At 65.6% G+C, this 15,839-nt stretch carries 13 protein-coding genes and 1 pseudogene; 4 read left to right on the top strand and 10 right to left on the bottom strand.

Annotated features, from left to right (window positions below; genetic code table 11):
• The first annotated feature begins 97 nt into the window (after positions 1-97).
• The 3 genes and pseudogenes from HY019_RS20185 (at position 98) to HY019_RS20175 (ending at position 3,443) form a co-directional block, all read left to right on the top strand.
• Positions 98-2,119 (top strand): annotated as a pseudogene (locus HY019_RS20185) (NADPH-dependent 2,4-dienoyl-CoA reductase).
• 30 nt (positions 2,120-2,149) lie between these two features.
• Entirely contained in the window at positions 2,150-2,593 is a 444-nt protein-coding gene (locus HY019_RS20180; RefSeq protein WP_290695651.1) for a nuclear transport factor 2 family protein, read from the top strand.
• 34 nt (positions 2,594-2,627) lie between these two features.
• Positions 2,628-3,443, top strand: a complete 816-nt coding sequence (locus tag HY019_RS20175; protein ID WP_290695649.1) for a crotonase/enoyl-CoA hydratase family protein — start codon at positions 2,628-2,630, stop codon at positions 3,441-3,443.
• Here the strand turns inward: HY019_RS20175 and HY019_RS20170 are convergent.
• The gene (locus HY019_RS20170) at positions 3,433-4,491 is read right to left on the bottom strand and encodes an AraC family transcriptional regulator (RefSeq protein ID WP_290695647.1); all 1,059 of its coding nucleotides are present in this window, start codon (positions 4,489-4,491) and stop codon (positions 3,433-3,435) included. The two genes, HY019_RS20175 and HY019_RS20170, sit on opposite strands and share 11 nt — an antisense overlap.
• A gap of 104 nt (positions 4,492-4,595) precedes the next feature.
• Here HY019_RS20170 and HY019_RS20165 point away from each other — a divergent pair, with 104 nt between their 5' ends.
• Positions 4,596-6,086 (top strand): cytochrome P450, encoded by a 1,491-nt coding sequence (locus HY019_RS20165; protein WP_290695645.1) that lies wholly within the window; start codon positions 4,596-4,598, stop codon positions 6,084-6,086.
• Here the strand turns inward: HY019_RS20165 and HY019_RS20160 are convergent.
• From HY019_RS20160 to HY019_RS20120, 9 genes are all read right to left on the bottom strand, one after another.
• Positions 6,076-7,950 (bottom strand): potassium transporter Kup, encoded by a 1,875-nt coding sequence (locus HY019_RS20160; RefSeq protein ID WP_290695643.1) that lies wholly within the window; start codon positions 7,948-7,950, stop codon positions 6,076-6,078. The genes HY019_RS20165 and HY019_RS20160 overlap by 11 nt on opposite strands.
• A 15-nt stretch (positions 7,951-7,965) precedes the next feature.
• Positions 7,966-8,664, bottom strand: coding sequence for a two-component system response regulator KdpE (gene kdpE, locus HY019_RS20155; protein WP_290695641.1), 699 nt, complete (start codon positions 8,662-8,664; stop codon positions 7,966-7,968).
• Positions 8,661-10,268 (bottom strand): DUF4118 domain-containing protein, encoded by a 1,608-nt coding sequence (locus tag HY019_RS20150; protein WP_290695638.1) that lies wholly within the window; start codon positions 10,266-10,268, stop codon positions 8,661-8,663. The genes kdpE and HY019_RS20150 overlap by 4 nt, the downstream gene beginning before the upstream one ends.
• Before the next feature lie 96 nt (positions 10,269-10,364).
• Complete coding sequence (gene hypA, locus HY019_RS20145) at positions 10,365-10,706, bottom strand: hydrogenase maturation nickel metallochaperone HypA (protein WP_290695636.1); 342 nt, start codon at positions 10,704-10,706, stop codon at positions 10,365-10,367.
• A complete protein-coding gene (locus HY019_RS20140) occupies positions 10,699-11,250 on the bottom strand; it encodes a hydrogenase maturation protease (RefSeq protein ID WP_290695634.1) in 552 nt (183 codons plus the stop codon). The genes hypA and HY019_RS20140 overlap by 8 nt, the downstream gene beginning before the upstream one ends.
• Complete coding sequence (locus HY019_RS20135) at positions 11,247-12,776, bottom strand: Ni/Fe hydrogenase subunit alpha (RefSeq protein ID WP_290695632.1); 1,530 nt, start codon at positions 12,774-12,776, stop codon at positions 11,247-11,249. Before HY019_RS20135 ends, HY019_RS20140 begins: the two co-directional genes overlap by 4 nt.
• A 15-nt stretch (positions 12,777-12,791) precedes the next feature.
• Positions 12,792-13,334, bottom strand: a complete 543-nt coding sequence (locus tag HY019_RS20130; protein ID WP_290695630.1) for an NADP oxidoreductase — start codon at positions 13,332-13,334, stop codon at positions 12,792-12,794.
• The gene (locus HY019_RS20125; protein ID WP_290695628.1) at positions 13,331-14,035 is read right to left on the bottom strand and encodes a 2Fe-2S iron-sulfur cluster-binding protein; all 705 of its coding nucleotides are present in this window, start codon (positions 14,033-14,035) and stop codon (positions 13,331-13,333) included. Before HY019_RS20125 ends, HY019_RS20130 begins: the two co-directional genes overlap by 4 nt.
• A complete protein-coding gene (locus tag HY019_RS20120) occupies positions 14,032-15,798 on the bottom strand; it encodes an NAD(P)H-dependent oxidoreductase subunit E (protein WP_290695626.1) in 1,767 nt (588 codons plus the stop codon). Before HY019_RS20120 ends, HY019_RS20125 begins: the two co-directional genes overlap by 4 nt.
• Positions 15,799-15,839 lie beyond the last annotated feature (41 nt).

Raw genomic sequence — 15,839 nt, 5'->3', positions numbered from 1 at the left:
ATCCGATCCGTTCATGCAACTGGTTGCATAGTTGGTTGGGCCGCGCCCGCCAGGCAACCTTTGCCGATCCCATCGACTTCAACGAGAGACATCCCCCATGAGCGCTTATCCCCACCTGCTGCAACCGCTTGACCTGGGTTTCACCACATTGCGAAATCGCGTCCTGATGGGCTCGATGCACGTGGGGCTGGAAGAAGCCAAGGACGGCTTCGAGCGCATGGCCGCTTTCTATGCCGAGCGCGCACGCGGTGGCGTGGCCCTGATGGTGACCGGCGGCATCGCCCCCAACGACGCGGGCCGCCCCTATCCCGGTGGCGCGCGCCTGGCCACCGAAGAAGAAGCCGCGCAGCACAAGGTGGTGACCGATGCCGTGCACGCTGCGGGCGGCAAGATCGCCATGCAGATCCTGCACTTTGGCCGTTATGCCTACCACCCCGGCCTGGTCGGCCCCAGCCCCATCAAGGCCCCGATCTCGCCCATGCCCCCGCGCGAGCTGACGACCGCCGAGGTCGAGCAGACGGTTGAAGACTTCGCCAACTGCGCCGCCATGGCCCAGAAGGCCGGCTACGACGGCGTGGAAGTGATGGGCTCCGAGGGCTACCTGATCAACGAGTTCATCGCCGCGCGCACCAACCAGCGCAGCGATGAATGGGGCGGCTCGTATGCCAACCGCATGCGTTTCCCCGTGGAGATCGTGCGCCGCGTGCGCGAGCGCGTGGGTGCCAACTTCATCATCATCTACCGGCTGTCCATGCTGGACCTGGTGGAGGGGGGCTCCAACTTCGACGAAGTGGTGCAACTGGCCCAGGCCGTGGAAGCCGCCGGTGCCACCATCATCAACACCGGCATCGGCTGGCACGAAGCGCGCATCCCCACGATCGCCACCAGCGTGCCGCGTGGCGCCTTTGCCTGGGTCACCCAGAAGATGAAGGGCAAGGTCAAGATCCCGCTGATCACGACCAACCGCATCAACACGCCGGAAGTGGGCGAGAAGATCCTGGCCGATGGCTGCGCCGACATGGTCTCGATGGCTCGCCCGCTGCTGGCCGACCCTGACTTCGTCAACAAGGCTGCCGCCGGCAAGGCCGACCAGATCAACACCTGCATCGGCTGCAACCAGGCCTGCCTGGACCACACCTTCAGCGGCAAGATCACCTCCTGCCTGGTGAACCCGCGTGCCTGCCACGAGACCATCCTGACCATCGCGCCGACGACGTCCAAGAAGCGTGTGGCCGTGGTGGGTGCCGGCCCCGCTGGCCTGGCAGCTGCCACTACAGCGGCCCAACGTGGCCACGACGTGACCCTGTTCGAAGCCGCGCCCGACGTGGGCGGCTAGTTCAACATCGCCAAGCAGATCCCCGGCAAGGAAGAGTTCTACGAGACCCTGCGCTACTACCGCAACCAGATCCAGCTGACCGGCGTGAAGGCCCAGTTCAACACGCGTGTGAGCGCCGATGACCTGGTCAAGGGCAACTTCGATGAAGTGATCCTGGCCACGGGCGTGGTGCCGCGCACCCCAGCCATCGAAGGCGTGGACCACCCCAAGGTGCTGAGCTACCTGGACGTGCTGCGTGACAAGAAGCCCGTGGGCAAGACGGTGGCCGTGATCGGTGCCGGCGGCATCGGCTTTGACGTGTCCGAGTACCTCACGCACGAAGGCGAGAGCCCCGCGCTGAACCTGGCCAAGTTCAATGCCGAATGGGGCATTGACTCGGAGTACAAGGACCGTGGCGGCATCAAGCAGCCGCACCTGGACAAGGCCCCGCGCCAGATCTACCTGCTGCAGCGCAAGACCAGCAAGGTGGGCGACGGCCTGGGCAAGACCACGGGCTGGATCCACCGCACTTCGCTGAAGAACCGCAATGTCGAGATGATCGCGGGCGCCAGCTACAACAAGATCGACGACGCCGGCCTGCACATCACCGTGGGCGGCAAGGACGTGGTCCTGCCCGTGGACAATGTGGTGCTGTGCGCCGGCCAGGAGCCCTTCCGCGAGTTGCAGGCTGGCCTGCAAGCCGCTGGCAAGAAGGTGACCCTGATCGGTGGTGCCGACGTGGCCGCCGAGCTGGACGCCAAGCGCGCCATCAAGCAAGGCACCGAAGTGGCCGCGGCCCTGTGATCGTTCGTTGATCAACCCTGGAGTGACACCATGAGCCTGCCCTCGACACTCAAGCCCGCTGCGGCGGCCTCACTGGCTTTGTGGCACGAGATGGTGTCGCTGCAGGACATGGGCAAGCTGCCCACCATCCTGCATGACAACGCCGTGTTCCGCTCGCCCATGGCCTTCAAGCCTTATGTGAGCGCCGCGGCCGTCAACCTCATCCTCAACACGGTGATGAAGGTGTTCACGCAGTTTGAATACCACCGCACCCTGGTGTCGGAAGACGGCCTGAACGTGGTGCTGGAGTTCAGCGCCAATGTGGGCGACAAGTCACTCAAGGGCATTGACATGATCCGCTTTGATGAAGAGGGCAAGATCATCGATTTCGAAGTCATGGTCCGCCCCTTCAACGGGCTGCAGGCGCTGGGCGCCGAAATGGGCGCGCGCCTGGCCGCCTACCTGCCGGCCTACAAGGCGCAGCACAATCAATAAATAGAGAAGCTCACCCATCTGCCGAGGAGAAGACATGCAACTGGAAACCGTCACCGTCAGCCTGGACAACCATGTCGCCGTGGTGCGCCTGAACCGTCCTGAAAAAGCCAATGCGATGAACGCCGCCATGTGGCAGGACATCCGCAAGGCCTTCACCTGGATCGACGAGAACGTCGAAGCCCGCGTGGCCATCATCGAAGGGGAAGGCAAGCACTTCACCTCGGGCATCGACCTGCAGATGATGATGGGCCTGCTGCCCCAGATCAAGAACGACTGCGATGCGCGCACCCGTGAAAACCTGCGCCGCGTCATCCTGGACATGCAGGACACGCTGACCAGCATGGAGCGTTGCCGCAAGCCCGTGCTGGCCGCCATCCACGGCGGTTGCGTGGGCGGTGGGGTGGACCTGATCTGCTGCGCCGACATGCGCTATGCCTCGGCCGACGCCTACTTCACGATCAAGGAAATCGACATCGGCATGACGGCCGATGTGGGCACCTTGCAGCGCCTGCCCAAGCTGATCGGCAACCAGGGCATCGTGCGCGAGCTGGCCTACACCGGCCGCAAGGTGGATGCCACCGAAGCCTTGTCGCTGGGTCTGATCAACAAGGTGTACGAATCGCGCGAGGCCCTGCAGGCCGGCGTGCGTGAGATGGCTGCACAGATCGCGGCCAAGTCGCCGCTGTCCATCCGTGGTGTCAAGGAAATGCTGAACTACAGCCGTGACCACTCGGTGGCCGATGGCCTGAACTACATCGCCACCTGGAACGCCGCCATGCTCATGTCCAATGACCTGACGGCCGCGATGATGGCCGGCATGAGCAAGCAGACGCCCACCTTCAAGGACTGAGCGCGTCGCCCTGAGCGGCTTGACCCTGCCGCACGGCGAGTGGGGTCAGGCCGGTCCAGCGCCGCACCGCGCGGTGCATGGAGCTGACCTCCGCATAGGCCGCGCGGCGCGCGATCTCGGCCATGGGCAATTGGGTGTCACGCAACTCATGCAGCACCTGTTCGCGCCGCACCTGCTCCACCAGGTCCTTGAACGACAGGCCCTGCTCGGCCAGGCGCCGCTGCAGCTGCCGTGATGACAACCCCAGCGTGGCCTCGACCTCCGGCGCGAGTTGGTCCAGCAACGGCAGCACGCCTTGCTGGAGGCCTTGGGTGATCTTCTGCCGCAGCAGCGCCAGCAACTGGTCTGATGTTTGTGCGAGCTGCGCCCACTGTTGTTGCGTCAAGGCGTTCATGACCCGATGCAGGCCGGCGTCTGCATTGGGGTTGGGCAGTGACAGCCAGGCCGCAGGCAGCCGCTCCCGTGCGAACGGGGCATTGAACACGATGGGTGCCCCGACAAAGTGCTGCAAGGGGGCCGGGTCAGCCGGCGCCGGGCAGGGCATCCACAGTTCCAGGGGGACCAGGTGGCGCCCCAGCACCCAGCGTGCAAAGGCCAGCCGGGACACCATGGCAAAGCTCCACAGGTGGGTGTCGGCGGGCACACCACCCAGGGTGAGCAGTGTGCTCTCCAGGCAATCGCCCTTGAGCCGGTGCTCAGCGCGAACCTGGGTGCAGACCATGGACTGCAGCCGCTCGAACATGGCCAGGCCGTCTTCCAGCTCGGCGCAGCTGATCAGGGCATAACCGAGGGCACCCATGGTGGCCGGGCGCACCTGCTGGCCGATGGTCAGCCCGATGTGCGGGTCCTGGCACAGGCGTGCAGCCAGGTGCAGGGCGTCGGTGATCTGCTGCGCGGTGACCCAGGCGGGGCCCTGGCTGTCGTCCTCCGGCAGGCCCAGCAAGGCCAGCACGGCCCGATGGTCGTGTTCGCACGCGCGCACATGGTCGGCGATCAGCCGGGCAAAGCTGGCGATGAAACCCAGTGGGGCGGGGGCGCGGTCGTTCATGGCACACGGATGTTAGGGCATCGGCTTGCGCCGGGTGCCTGGGGTCAATCCGGTGGCATCCACCGTCAATGACAAATGGGGGCCATGTGCGCACAGTACAGGGCATGAAAATGTCCTTTCTGCCGCCATCCGACCGCCCGGCCAGCCAGCCGCCTGGCGCCATGCCCCACCAGCCCGGTATGCCGCTTCCTGTGCGCCGCCTGCGGGATCTGCCTGGCCCACGCCAGTGGCCCATTGTGGGCAATGCCTTGCAGGTCCAGCTGGACAAGGTGCACCAGAACGTGGAGGGCTGGGTCAAGCACTACGGGCCGATGCTGCATGTGCGCCTGGGCGGTTTTCCCTTGCTGGTCATCTCGGACCACGAGTTGATCGCCACCTTGTTGCGAGACCGGCCCGAGGGCTTTCGGCGCCCGTCGCGCATGCAGGAAATCATGTCCGAGATGGGCATCCAGGATGGGGTGTTCGTGGCAGAAGGCGAGCACTGGGCCAGGCAGCGCCGCATGGTCATGGCCAGCTTTGCGCCCGGGCAGGTGCGCGCCTATCTGCCGGCCTTGCTGGGTGTGGCCGCGCGGCTGCGCACCCGTTGGGCGCGGGCGGCCGGCCTGGGCCAATCCATCGAGCTGCAACCTGAGTTGATGCGCTTCACGGTGGATGCGATCGCCGGCCTGGCCTTTGGCACGGAAGTCAATACCATCGAGTCTGACGAGGATGTGATCCAGCGGCATCTGGACCAGATCTTCCCGACCATCTGGCGCCGCTCGCATGCCATCGTGCGCTACTGGAAGTGGTTCAAGCTGCCACGCGACCGCGCGCTGGACCGCAGCGTCAAGGCCGTGAACGTGGCGATCCGAGGCTTCATGGGTGATGCCCGTTTGCGCTTGCAGGATCCGGCCCGTCGCGCTGCCCCGCCGAATTTGCTGGAGGCCATGATCGTGGCGGCCGATGAGCCCGGCAGCGGCATGAGCGACGACGACGTGGTGGGCAATGTGTTCACCATGCTGCTGGCCGGTGAGGACACCACGGCCACCAGCTTGTCGTGGATGATCTACCTGATGAGCCGCAACCCGCACACGCTGCAACGTGCGCGTCAGGAGGTGGACAGCACCTTGGGGGACTTGCAGAACTGGACGGCCGACGACCTGGGCAAGCTCGACTACCTGGAGGCCTGCATCCACGAGAGCATGCGCATCAAACCCGTGGGGCCCTTCAATGTGGTGCAGGCGCTCAAGGACACGGTGGTGGGCGATGTGCGGATACGCGCCGGGACATCCGTGGTCATGGTGATGCGCCACGACACCTTGCGCGATGACACCTTCCCGCAGGCCGATTGCTTCATGCCCGAGCGCTGGCTGGACGAGGCCACGCAACTGGCGCCCCACCACGCCAAACGCGTGTCCATGCCCTTTGGTGCGGGCCCTCGCATTTGCCCGGGGCGCTATCTGGCGCTGCTGGAGATCAAGCTGGTGGCCGCCATGCTGCTGCAGCACTTCGACATCACCAGCGTGGACACCCCGGACGGGGGCGAGGCCGACGAGCACATGGCGCTGACCATGGTGCCCGTGGGCCTGAAGATGCGCCTCAAGCTCAGAGCATGACCTGGGTGCCCAGCTCCACCACCTGGTTGGCGGGCAGGCTGTAGTAGCTGGCCGCACCTTCGGCTTGCCGGGTCATCCAGCTGTAGAGCGCGCAACGCCAGGCGGGCAGGGCGCCCGGGCCATCTGCAATGGTCGAGCGGGCCACGAAGAAGGTGGTGCTCATGGGTTCGAGCGACAAGGTCGGGTGCCGGATCAGGCTCAGCGCTTTGGGGATGTCCGGCTCTTCGCGGAAGCCGAAGCGCACCGTGACGCGGAAGGCGCTTGGCGTCAGCTCGACCACGGTGACGCGCTCGTCGTCATGCACATAGGGCGCGTTGTCGTTGACCACGTGCAGGAACACCGTCTGCTGGTGCATGACCTTGTAGTGCTTGAGGTTGTGGAACAAGGCGCTGGGCACGATGGTCGGGTCGGAGGTCAGGTACACGGCGGTGCCGAACACCAGCGGCACGTCGGGGCGCGGGCTGTGGATGAAGTCATCCATGGGGATGTCGATCTTGCGGCGTTGGTCGGCCACCAGGCCCGTGCCTTCCTTCCAGGTGGTGAGCATCAGGAAGATGCCGGCGCCCAGCGTCAGGGGGAACCAGCCGCCTTCACCCAGCTTGCTCAGGTTGGAGGTGAAGAAGCCCAGCTCCAGCAGCGTGAAGGCGCCCAGCGCGATCAAGGTCGGGCGGCGCAGGGTACGGGCCTGGATGCGGGTCACGAAGGCGGTCAACAAGGTCGTGATGATCATGGTGCCCGATACCGCGATGCCGTAGGCCGCAGCCAAGGCACCCGACGACTTGAAGGCCATCACCAGGGCGATCACGGCCAGCAGCATCAGCCAGTTGACCGTGGGCACGTAGATCTGGCCACGCTCCTTGTCCGAGGTGTGCAGGATGCGCACGCGGGGCAGGTAGCCCAGGCGGCTGGCCTGCAAGGTCATGGAGTAGGCGCCAGAGATCGTGGCTTGCGAGGCGATCACGGTGGCGGCCGTGGCCAGCACCACCAGCGGGATCAGCAAGGCCTGCGGTGCCATCAGGAAGAAGGGGTTGGCGGCCATGTGCGCGTCACGCAGCACCAGGGCACCTTGCCCGAAGTAGTTGAGGATCAGGCAGGGAAAGACCAGGGCGTACCAGCCCAGGCGCACCGCCTTGCGGCCGAAGTGACCCATGTCGGCATACAGCGCCTCGCCCCCGGTCAGGGCCAGGAACACGGCCGACAGCAGGATGAAGGCGCTGCCCGGGTGGTCCAGCGTGAACTGCAAGGCGTGGTGTGGGCTGATGGCCTGCAGCACCATGGGCGTTTGCACGATGCTGTGGATGCCCATGCCGCCCAGGGTCAGGAACCACACCACCGTGATCGGGCCGAACAGCGTGCCCACGCTGCCGGTGCCGTGCTTCTGGATGAAGAACAGCCCGATCAGGATGCCGATGGTGATGGGGATGATGAAGTGCTCGAAGCGCGGCGTGGCCACGCTGATGCCTTCTACCGCAGACAGCACCGAGATGGCGGGCGTGATGATCGCATCACCATAGAAGAGGGCGGCCGCGAACACGCCAGCGCTGACCACCAGCAGCGAGCGTCTGGGCGCATCGTGCGTGAGGCGATGGGCCAGGGCCGTCAGGGCCAGCACGCCACCTTCGCCATCGTTGTCATACTTGAGCACGATCCACACATACTTGATGGACACGATGACCAGCACCGCCCACAGCAGCGCAGACAGCGTGGCCAGCACGTTCTCCGGTGAGATGGCCAGCGCGTGCGGGCCATTGAAGGCTTCCTTGAAGGCATACAAAGGGCTGGTGCCGATGTCGCCAAAGACGATGCCCAGCGCAGCCAGGGTCAGTGCGCCCAGGCGTGAAGCACCTTGATGGTCGGATGACATGATGTCGAAGTCCCTTCAGTTTTCCAGTTGGAAGCGGTAGCCAACGCCGACCTCGGTCAGGAAGTGGCGGGGCTGTGCAGGGTCGTCTTCCAGCTTCTGGCGCAGGTGCCCTACATAGATGCGTGTGTAGTGGTTGCTGTCGGCATAGGCCGGCCCCCAGACCTCGCGCAGCAATTGGCGGTGCGTCATGACCTTGCCGGCGTGCGCCAGCAGAACGCACAAGAGACGGTATTCGATGGGCGTGAGGTGCACGGCCTGGCCATCACGCGTGACCAGGCGGCGGATGAGGTCCACCTCGATGCGGCCAAACTTGAAAACGGGCTGCTCGATGTCGGTGCCACGGCGGGCGCGGCGCAGCATGGCGCGCACACGGGCCAGCAACTCACCGACGGAGAAGGGCTTGGTCAGGTAATCGTCGGCACCGGCATCCAGCACATCGATCTTGTCGACCTCGGCAGCGCGTGCTGACAGCACCAGCACCGGCATGCTCGACCAGGTGCGCAGATCGGTCACGAACTGGCGGCCATCGCCATCGGGCAGGCCCAGGTCCAGGATGACCATGTCAGGCTTGCGCGTGCCGGCCTCGATCAGGCCATGCTGCATGGTGTCGCTCTCCACCACGCGGCAGCCATCGGCTTCCAGGGCGGCATGCACAAAGCGGCGGATGTGCGGGTCATCTTCGACCAGCAGGATGGTGTAGGGGTTGAGGCTCATCGGCGTGCCTCCAGGTCGGTGTCCAGGGTGGCGTCGGGCCCGCCATCAGCTTCGAGGTCTTGCTCGGGCTCGATGGTGGGGGGCGTGCCCAGCGGCAGGGTGAAACACACCTTGGCGCCACCTTCGGGCGGGTTGAGGGCTTCGATGTGCCCACCATGGGCTTCGACGATGACCCGGCAGATCGACAGGCCCAGGCCAACGCCGGGGATGGTGGATTCAGGTTGGCCGCGCTCGAACACCTCAAACACATGGCCCAGCTTGTCGGGCGGGAAACCGGCGCCCGCATTGCGCACGCTGATCTGCATCTGGCCGGGGCTGGTCTGCGCTTGCACATGGATGTCGGTGCCGGGTGGGGCGTACTTGCTGGCGTTCTCCAGCAGGTTGCCGAACACGCGCTCCATCAACACGGCGTCAATGGCGATCAAAGGCAGCTTGTCGGGCAGTTGCACGGTGATGCGGTGCCCGTGGAGGCTGTGCCCCAGCAACTGGATGCTGGCACCAATGACCTCTTCGATGGGTTGCCATTCCAGCCGCAAGGGGAGCTGCCCGGCTTGCTGGCCGCTTTGCAGCCGTGCCATGTCCAGCAGGTTGCTGACCATGCTGTGCAGGCGCATGGCCTGGTCGCGGATGGCGCTGGCCATGTCTTGCGCGGGTGCCGGCAGCGGTGGCTGCATCAGCGTGAGCGTGTCGGCCAGGCCAAACAGCGAGGTCAGCGGCGTGCGGATGTCGTGGGACAGGGCCGAGAGGATCGAGCCGCGCAGCCGCTCGTCGTTCATCTCGAGCTGGGTCTGGTGGGCCACGTTCACGAAGTGCAGGCGCTCCAGCGAGGTGGCCACCAGCGAGGCCAGGGCGTCCAGCAGCGTGCGCTGGGTGGCCAGCTTCTGGGCCTTGGCGTGCGAGGTGGAGATGATCAGCACGCCTCGGGCGCGGGTCGATCCGGCCAAAGGCAGCAGCACGTGTAGCTGCTCGTCGTCACCAACGTGCTGGGCGCCATGGCCTTTGTAATCGCGGTAGACGGCCAGGGCCATCAGGGCCATGGTGGTGGACAAGGGGGCTTGTGTGGGCAAGGCGGGGACGAGTTCGTCGCCATGCCCCGGCAGCATCAATCGCATGCTGCCGTGCAACTGGTTCTGCGTGAAATGCTGGGTGGCGTCGCACACCTGCTCGATCTCCAGCGCGCCCGCCAGGTGGCTGGCCAGCGAGTACAAGGCATCGGACCGTTGGGCGGCCTGTTGGGCCTCATGGGCGCGCAAACGCAGGCTGATGGTGAGTTGGCTGATGACCAGTGCCACGACCAGCATCACGGCAAAGGTCAACAGATACTGGGCGTCGCTGACGGCAAAGGACCAGCGTGGTGGCACATAGAAGAAGTCGAACAGGCCCACGCTCAGGAAGGAGGCCAGCACCGCCGGGCCGCGCCCCAGGCGCGTGGCGACCAGCACCACCGTCAGCAGGAACAGCATGACGGTGTTGACCGGCTCCAGCCAGTCATGCAGGGGGATGGTGATGGCCGTGGTCAGCCCGCATGCGGCAATGGCCAGCAGGTATTCGGGCCAGGTGGCGTGCCGTGCAGGGCTGGTAAGCGGGCTGATCGGGTCGGACATGGGGGGCTGAATCGGTGTCGGGATGATTCAGCTTATTCAACTGCGCATCTCGCTGTTGAAAATTCTGGCACGGCGGGTATAAAAAAGCCGTAAAGATCAGGCGGGGATGCCCTCGATGCTGCGCAATCTGAAATCCTGCCCGGCCAGCCAGGTTTTGCGGAAGGAGCCACAGGCCGGACAGGGGTCGATGCGGGTGGGCGGGCTGAAGTGGTGCTGGCAGTCCAGGCATTGCGCCTGGGCCTGGATGGTGTGGATGTGCACTTGCGCGTCTTGCGCCAGCGTACCCCGCAAGGCGCTGCCCAGGGCGGTGCGCAAGGCGCTCTCGTCCACGCAGCTGAGCGTGCCGACGTCCAGCGTCAGGCTGGTGATGCGGGCCATCTCGTGCACATGGGCCTCCAGCAGTTGCACGATCTCCATGGCCAGGGAGAGTTCATGCATGGCCGGCTCGCTCCGTGTTGGTGGCGGCGGCAAGGGCGTGAGCCAGTGCCTGGTCCAACCAGCCTTGCAGCAGCTTCCAGGCCTGGGGCAGCAGGGCCTGGGCCGTGTCTGACAAGGGGGCGCCCAGTTCGAAACCATGACCGGTCAGGGTCAGCAGGTCGGCCTGGGGTGGAGGCTGGCTCAGCAGCGATTGGTACAGGGCCAGCAAGTCGTCGGGTGTGCTGCGGTGGCTGTTGACGCGGGCTGGCGCATGGTTGCTTGGTGAGGGTGTCACGGCCCGCAGGGCCACGGGGGCATCGTGCTGGGCGGCAGCGTCGATGAACAGGACTTGCTCACGCCCTTGCAGATCCAGCGCATGCTCCACCACCAGTTGCTGATCGGTGATCAGCTCGATGGCCTGTTGCACTTCGGTGGTTTGTGTGGCCAGCCAGCTTTGCAGTTGCTGCGCGAGCAGCGGCCCAAAGGCATCGTCACCCCGGCTGGGGTTGCCCACCGCCAGCACGAGGATGGGCGCTTGGCCGATGCAATCGTCCATCAGGCTCATGATGGCCAGTTGCCGGACTGTGCACCCACGGGCAGGGGTGGGTGCTCAATGCGGCCATCCTCATGCTTGAGCAGCAGGTCGATGGCCTGGCCATTTGCATCCAGCAGCTCCACACGCAAAGGCATCTTGCCCACGGCATGCGTGGCACACGACAGGCAGGGGTCGTAAGCGCGGATGGCCACCTCGATGTGGTTGAGCAGGCCTTCGGTCAACGCGCGCCCATCGAAGTACTTTGCCGCCACACTGCGCACGGCCTCGTTCAAGGCGGTGTTGTTGTGCGTGGTCGAGACGATGAGGTTGGCGTAGTTGATCAGGTCGTCGTCGCCGATGCGGAAGTGGTGGATCAAGGTGCCGCGCGGTGCTTCGATCACGCCGATGCCTTCACGCAAGGGCGTACCCTTGGCCATCAGGTCGGTGCCGATGATGTCCGGGTCATGCAGCAGGCGCTCGATGCTCTCGGCGCAATGCAGCATGTCGATCATGCGTGCCCAATGCTGCGCCAGCGAGGCCGTGACGGGCTTGCCGTGGTTCCAGGCCTTGAACTCCTCGCGTGCGGCTTCGGCGCGAGGGGTGTCCAGGTAGCTGGCGTTGTTGATGCGCGCCAGTGGCCCCACGCGGTACCAGCCATGCTCCGGCCCCATGGCCCGCAGATGCGGGAACTTCATATAGGTCCAGGGCTTGACCTCTTCCTGCAGCAATTGGCCGTAGTCGTGCACGTCCACCTGATCAACCACGTGCAGGCCGTGTGCATCGTTGACGCGCAAGGCGCCGTCGTACAGGTCGCTCGCGCCATCGGGGCGCACCAGGGACATGAACATCGAGGGGAAGTTGGCAAACGCACCTTGCTCGGGTTGCCCGGCCAGGAACAGATCGCGGGCCAGGCCCAGGGCATGGGCGCACCAGTCGGTGATCTGCCCGATGTCGTCCAGCATCAGGTTGCGGTCTTCGATCGACAGGGCCTTGTTGAAGCCACCGGGCACCGAGCCCGTGCCATGTACGCGCTTGCCCGTGAGCAGGCGGATCACCTCCTGCCCGTATTTGCGGATGCGGATGCCTTGCAGGCCCAGCTCACGGTGGTCCTGCAGCACACCAACGACGTTGCGGTGCGCCACGGCATCGTCAAAGCCGAACAGCAGATCGGGCGAGGCCAGGTGGAAGAAGTGCAGCGCGTTGGACTGCAGCACCTGTGCGAAGTGCAGCAGGCGGCGCAGCTTCTCTGCGGTGGGCGTGATGCGCGCGTTGCCTATGACAAAGGCATCGCAGGCCTTGCTGGCCGCCAGCAGGTGGCTGACCGGGCAGATACCGCACAGGCGTTGCACCAGGGTGGGCACCTCCCAATAGGGGCGGCCCTGGATGAAGCGCTCGAAGCCGCGGAACTCGACGATGTGCAGGCGTGCCTGTTTGACATGCCGGTGTTCGTCCAGCAGCAGGGTGACCTTGCCATGGCCCTCGACGCGGCTCACGGGCTCGATCACCACGCGGCTCAGGCCGGATGGGTCTTGGGCGGTTTCGAGTGGGCTGGGCATGGGAATGGTGTCGGGTCAATCAAAGCGGCGGAGGTCTTCGGGCAGCACGGGCTCGCGCTGCTCCAGCATGGCCATGATCAGTTCGCGAAAGGCCTCGGCTGGCGGTGGGCAGCCCGCCAGGGTGTAGTCGATGGGCACCACCTCGTGCAGCGGCAGCACCTTCTTGAGTAAGGGCGGCAGCTCGGGGTCTTGCGGCACCTGGGGGTTGAGCAGGTCGGCTCCCAAGTAAGCCTCGGCCACCAGCTCCGACACGGGGATGCCATTGCGCAAGGCCGGCACGCCACCATACATGGCGCAGGCTCCCACGGCCACCAGCACCTTGCAGCGCTGCCGGAACTCGTGCAGCACCTCGACGTTTTCGCGGTTGCACAGGCCGCCTTCGATCAGGCCGATGTCCACGCCGTGTTCGCTCACCTGCTTGATGTCGGTCAGCGGGCTGCGGTCGAACTCGATGTGCTCGATCAGGTCGGCCAGGGCCTCGTCCACATCCAGAAAAGACATGTGGCAGCCAAAGCAGCCGGCCAGTGAGCAGGTGGCAATGCGCAGCTTGCGGCTCATGTGTCCTCCGGGTGCTGGGCGATGTCGGCGTGGTCGTAGTGCCGCTGGCCAATGGGGATGACGAAGCCTTGTCGCTTGGGCATGAGGGCGCCGGTGGGGCAGATGGACAAGGCTCGGTCTGTGGCGGCCACGGCGCTGTCGCGCAAGGTGCCGCTGGGGCTGTTGATCAGCAATTCGGTTTTCAGGCCGCGGCCACCGATGGCGAACACGTTCTTGCCATCCACCTCGCGGCTGGCGCGCACGCACAGCTCGCACAGCACGCAGCGGCTGCGGTCCAGCATCACGTCGGGGTGCGAGGCGTCGACCGCATGCTGCGGGTAGGCGTGCACGAAGTGGGTGTCTTGCATGCCCAGGTGGTAGCCCAGGGCCTGCAGGTGGCAGTTGCCGCTCTTTTCACAGAAAGGGCAATGGTGGTTGCCTTCCACGAACAGCATCTGGATCAGGCGCTTGCGGTCGCGGTTGATGTCGGGTGCTTCGGATTCAACTTCCATGCCGGCGCTGGCCGGCATGGTGCAGGAGGTGACCGTGCGGCCCTTGATGCGCACACTGCAGACCTTGCAGCTGCCAATGGGCTCGAAGTCGGCGTGGTGGCACAGGTGCGGGATGTAGGCGCCGGCTGCCTGCACCGCTTGCATGATGGTCTGGCCGGGCTCGAAGGGGATGTCGCGCCCGTCCAGCTTGAAGGTGGCGGGCTGGCTCATGCGGGCCTCCCGGCTGGCGTGGGGGTGTTGGCGTGCATGTCGGCCGTCGCGGCGTCCAGGTCGAAGGCCTGCTCATCGGGCACCAGGCGGCGCTCGACCTGATCAGGGAAGTGCTGGATCACGTCCAGCAGCGGGTGGGCCGCGGTCTGGCCCAGGCCGCAATGGCTGTGGTGCTGCATCAGGCTGGCGGTTTCTTTCAGGCGGGTGATGTCCCATGGGCTGGCGTGGCCCGTGATCAGGCGCTCGGCGGTTTCCAGCAGCTGGCCACAACCCACGCGGCAGGGCGTGCAGAAGCCGCATGACTCGTGCGCGAAAAAGCGCGTGTACTGCGTGGCCACGTCCACCATGTCGCGGCTGCGGTTGAACACGGTGAAGGCGCCACCGGTGGGCAGGTCCTCGAAGCTGATCTGGCGCTGCAACTGGCTGGCGTCGATCAGCTTGCCGGAGGGGCCACCGACCAGCACGGCCTGCACGTCGGTGGCGCCACTGTCGGCCAACACCTCTGCCACGGTGACGCCCCAGGGCACTTCATACAGGCCGGGGCGGGCCACGTCGCCGGCCACGCTCAGGATGCGGGTGCCGCGTGAGGCGGCCGTGCCCTGTGCGGCAAACCAGGCACCGCCATGCACGGCAATCTGCGCCACCTGCACAAAGGTCTCCACATTGTTGTTGACGGTGGGCAGGCCGAGGTAGCCCCGGTCTACCGGGAAGGGCGGGCGCGTGCGGGGGATGCCGCGCTTGCCTTCCACCGATTCGATCAGCGCGGTCTCTTCGCCGCACACATAGGCGCCGGCGCCCAGGTGCAGCGCCACATCAAAAGCCTGGCCTGATCCTGAGATCGAGTTGCCCAGCAGACTACGGTCACGGCGCACTTGCAGCACCTCGCGCAGATGCGGCTCAATGAACTCGTACTCACCGCGCACATACAGGAAGCCTTGCGTGGCCCCGACCGTGAGCGCCGCCAGGGTCATGCCCTCGATGAGTTCGTGCGCCCACTGCATCAGCAGCATGCGGTCCTTGAAGGTGCCGGGCTCGCCCTCGTCGGCATTGCAGGTGATGGCGCGCAGCCCGGTGGCCTGGCGGCAGGCTTGCCACTTCTGCCAGGTGGCAAAGCCTGCGCCGCCACGCCCGCGCAGGCCGGAGGCCTGCAGTTCATCGAGCATGGCCTGTGGCCCCATCGCCAACATGCGGGTGATGGCCTGCCCGGGCGCAATGGGGTGACGCAAGGTCAGGTTGTGGCGCCACACCGGGTTGCTGACTTCAAAGAAATCGGCGGGCCATGCGTCCAGCGGCGTGTCGCTCAGGATCAGGTCGGCAACCTCATCGGCCCGGCGTGCGGTCAGGCGTGTCAGCGGGTGGCCATTGACCAGACCGGCCGGGCCCTGGTCGCACAGGCCTGTGCACGAGGTGCGGTGCAGGGAGACCAGGCCGTCGCCACGCACTTGTTCCAGCGTCACGCCCAGCCGCTCGGCCAGACGCCGTGTGATGGCTTCGCTGCCCAGCATGCGGTCGGTCACGCTGTCGCTCAGGTACAGCGTGTAGCGGCCGCGGGGCTCGAAGCTGAGGAAATGGTAGAAGCCCACGACGCTGCGCACGGCTGCATAACTGAGCCCCCAGGCTTGCACCAGAGCCTCAATGGCGAAGGCCGGGACGTGATGGAAGTGCGCCTGTACTTGCCGCAGCACCTGCAGCAAGTCAGCCGGCCCCGCCTGGTAGCGTTGCAGGATGTCCTTGATGTCGCTGATCTCGGTTTTAAGGGGCATGCTTCAAAGTATCCAGTGGGCGTGACGGCTTTTTGTCAGGG

It is taken from the genome of Aquabacterium sp. (assembly GCF_016195855.1).
GTDB lineage: Bacteria > Pseudomonadota > Gammaproteobacteria > Burkholderiales > Burkholderiaceae_C > Aquabacterium.
This window is presented reverse-complemented; position numbering and strand designations above follow the sequence as displayed.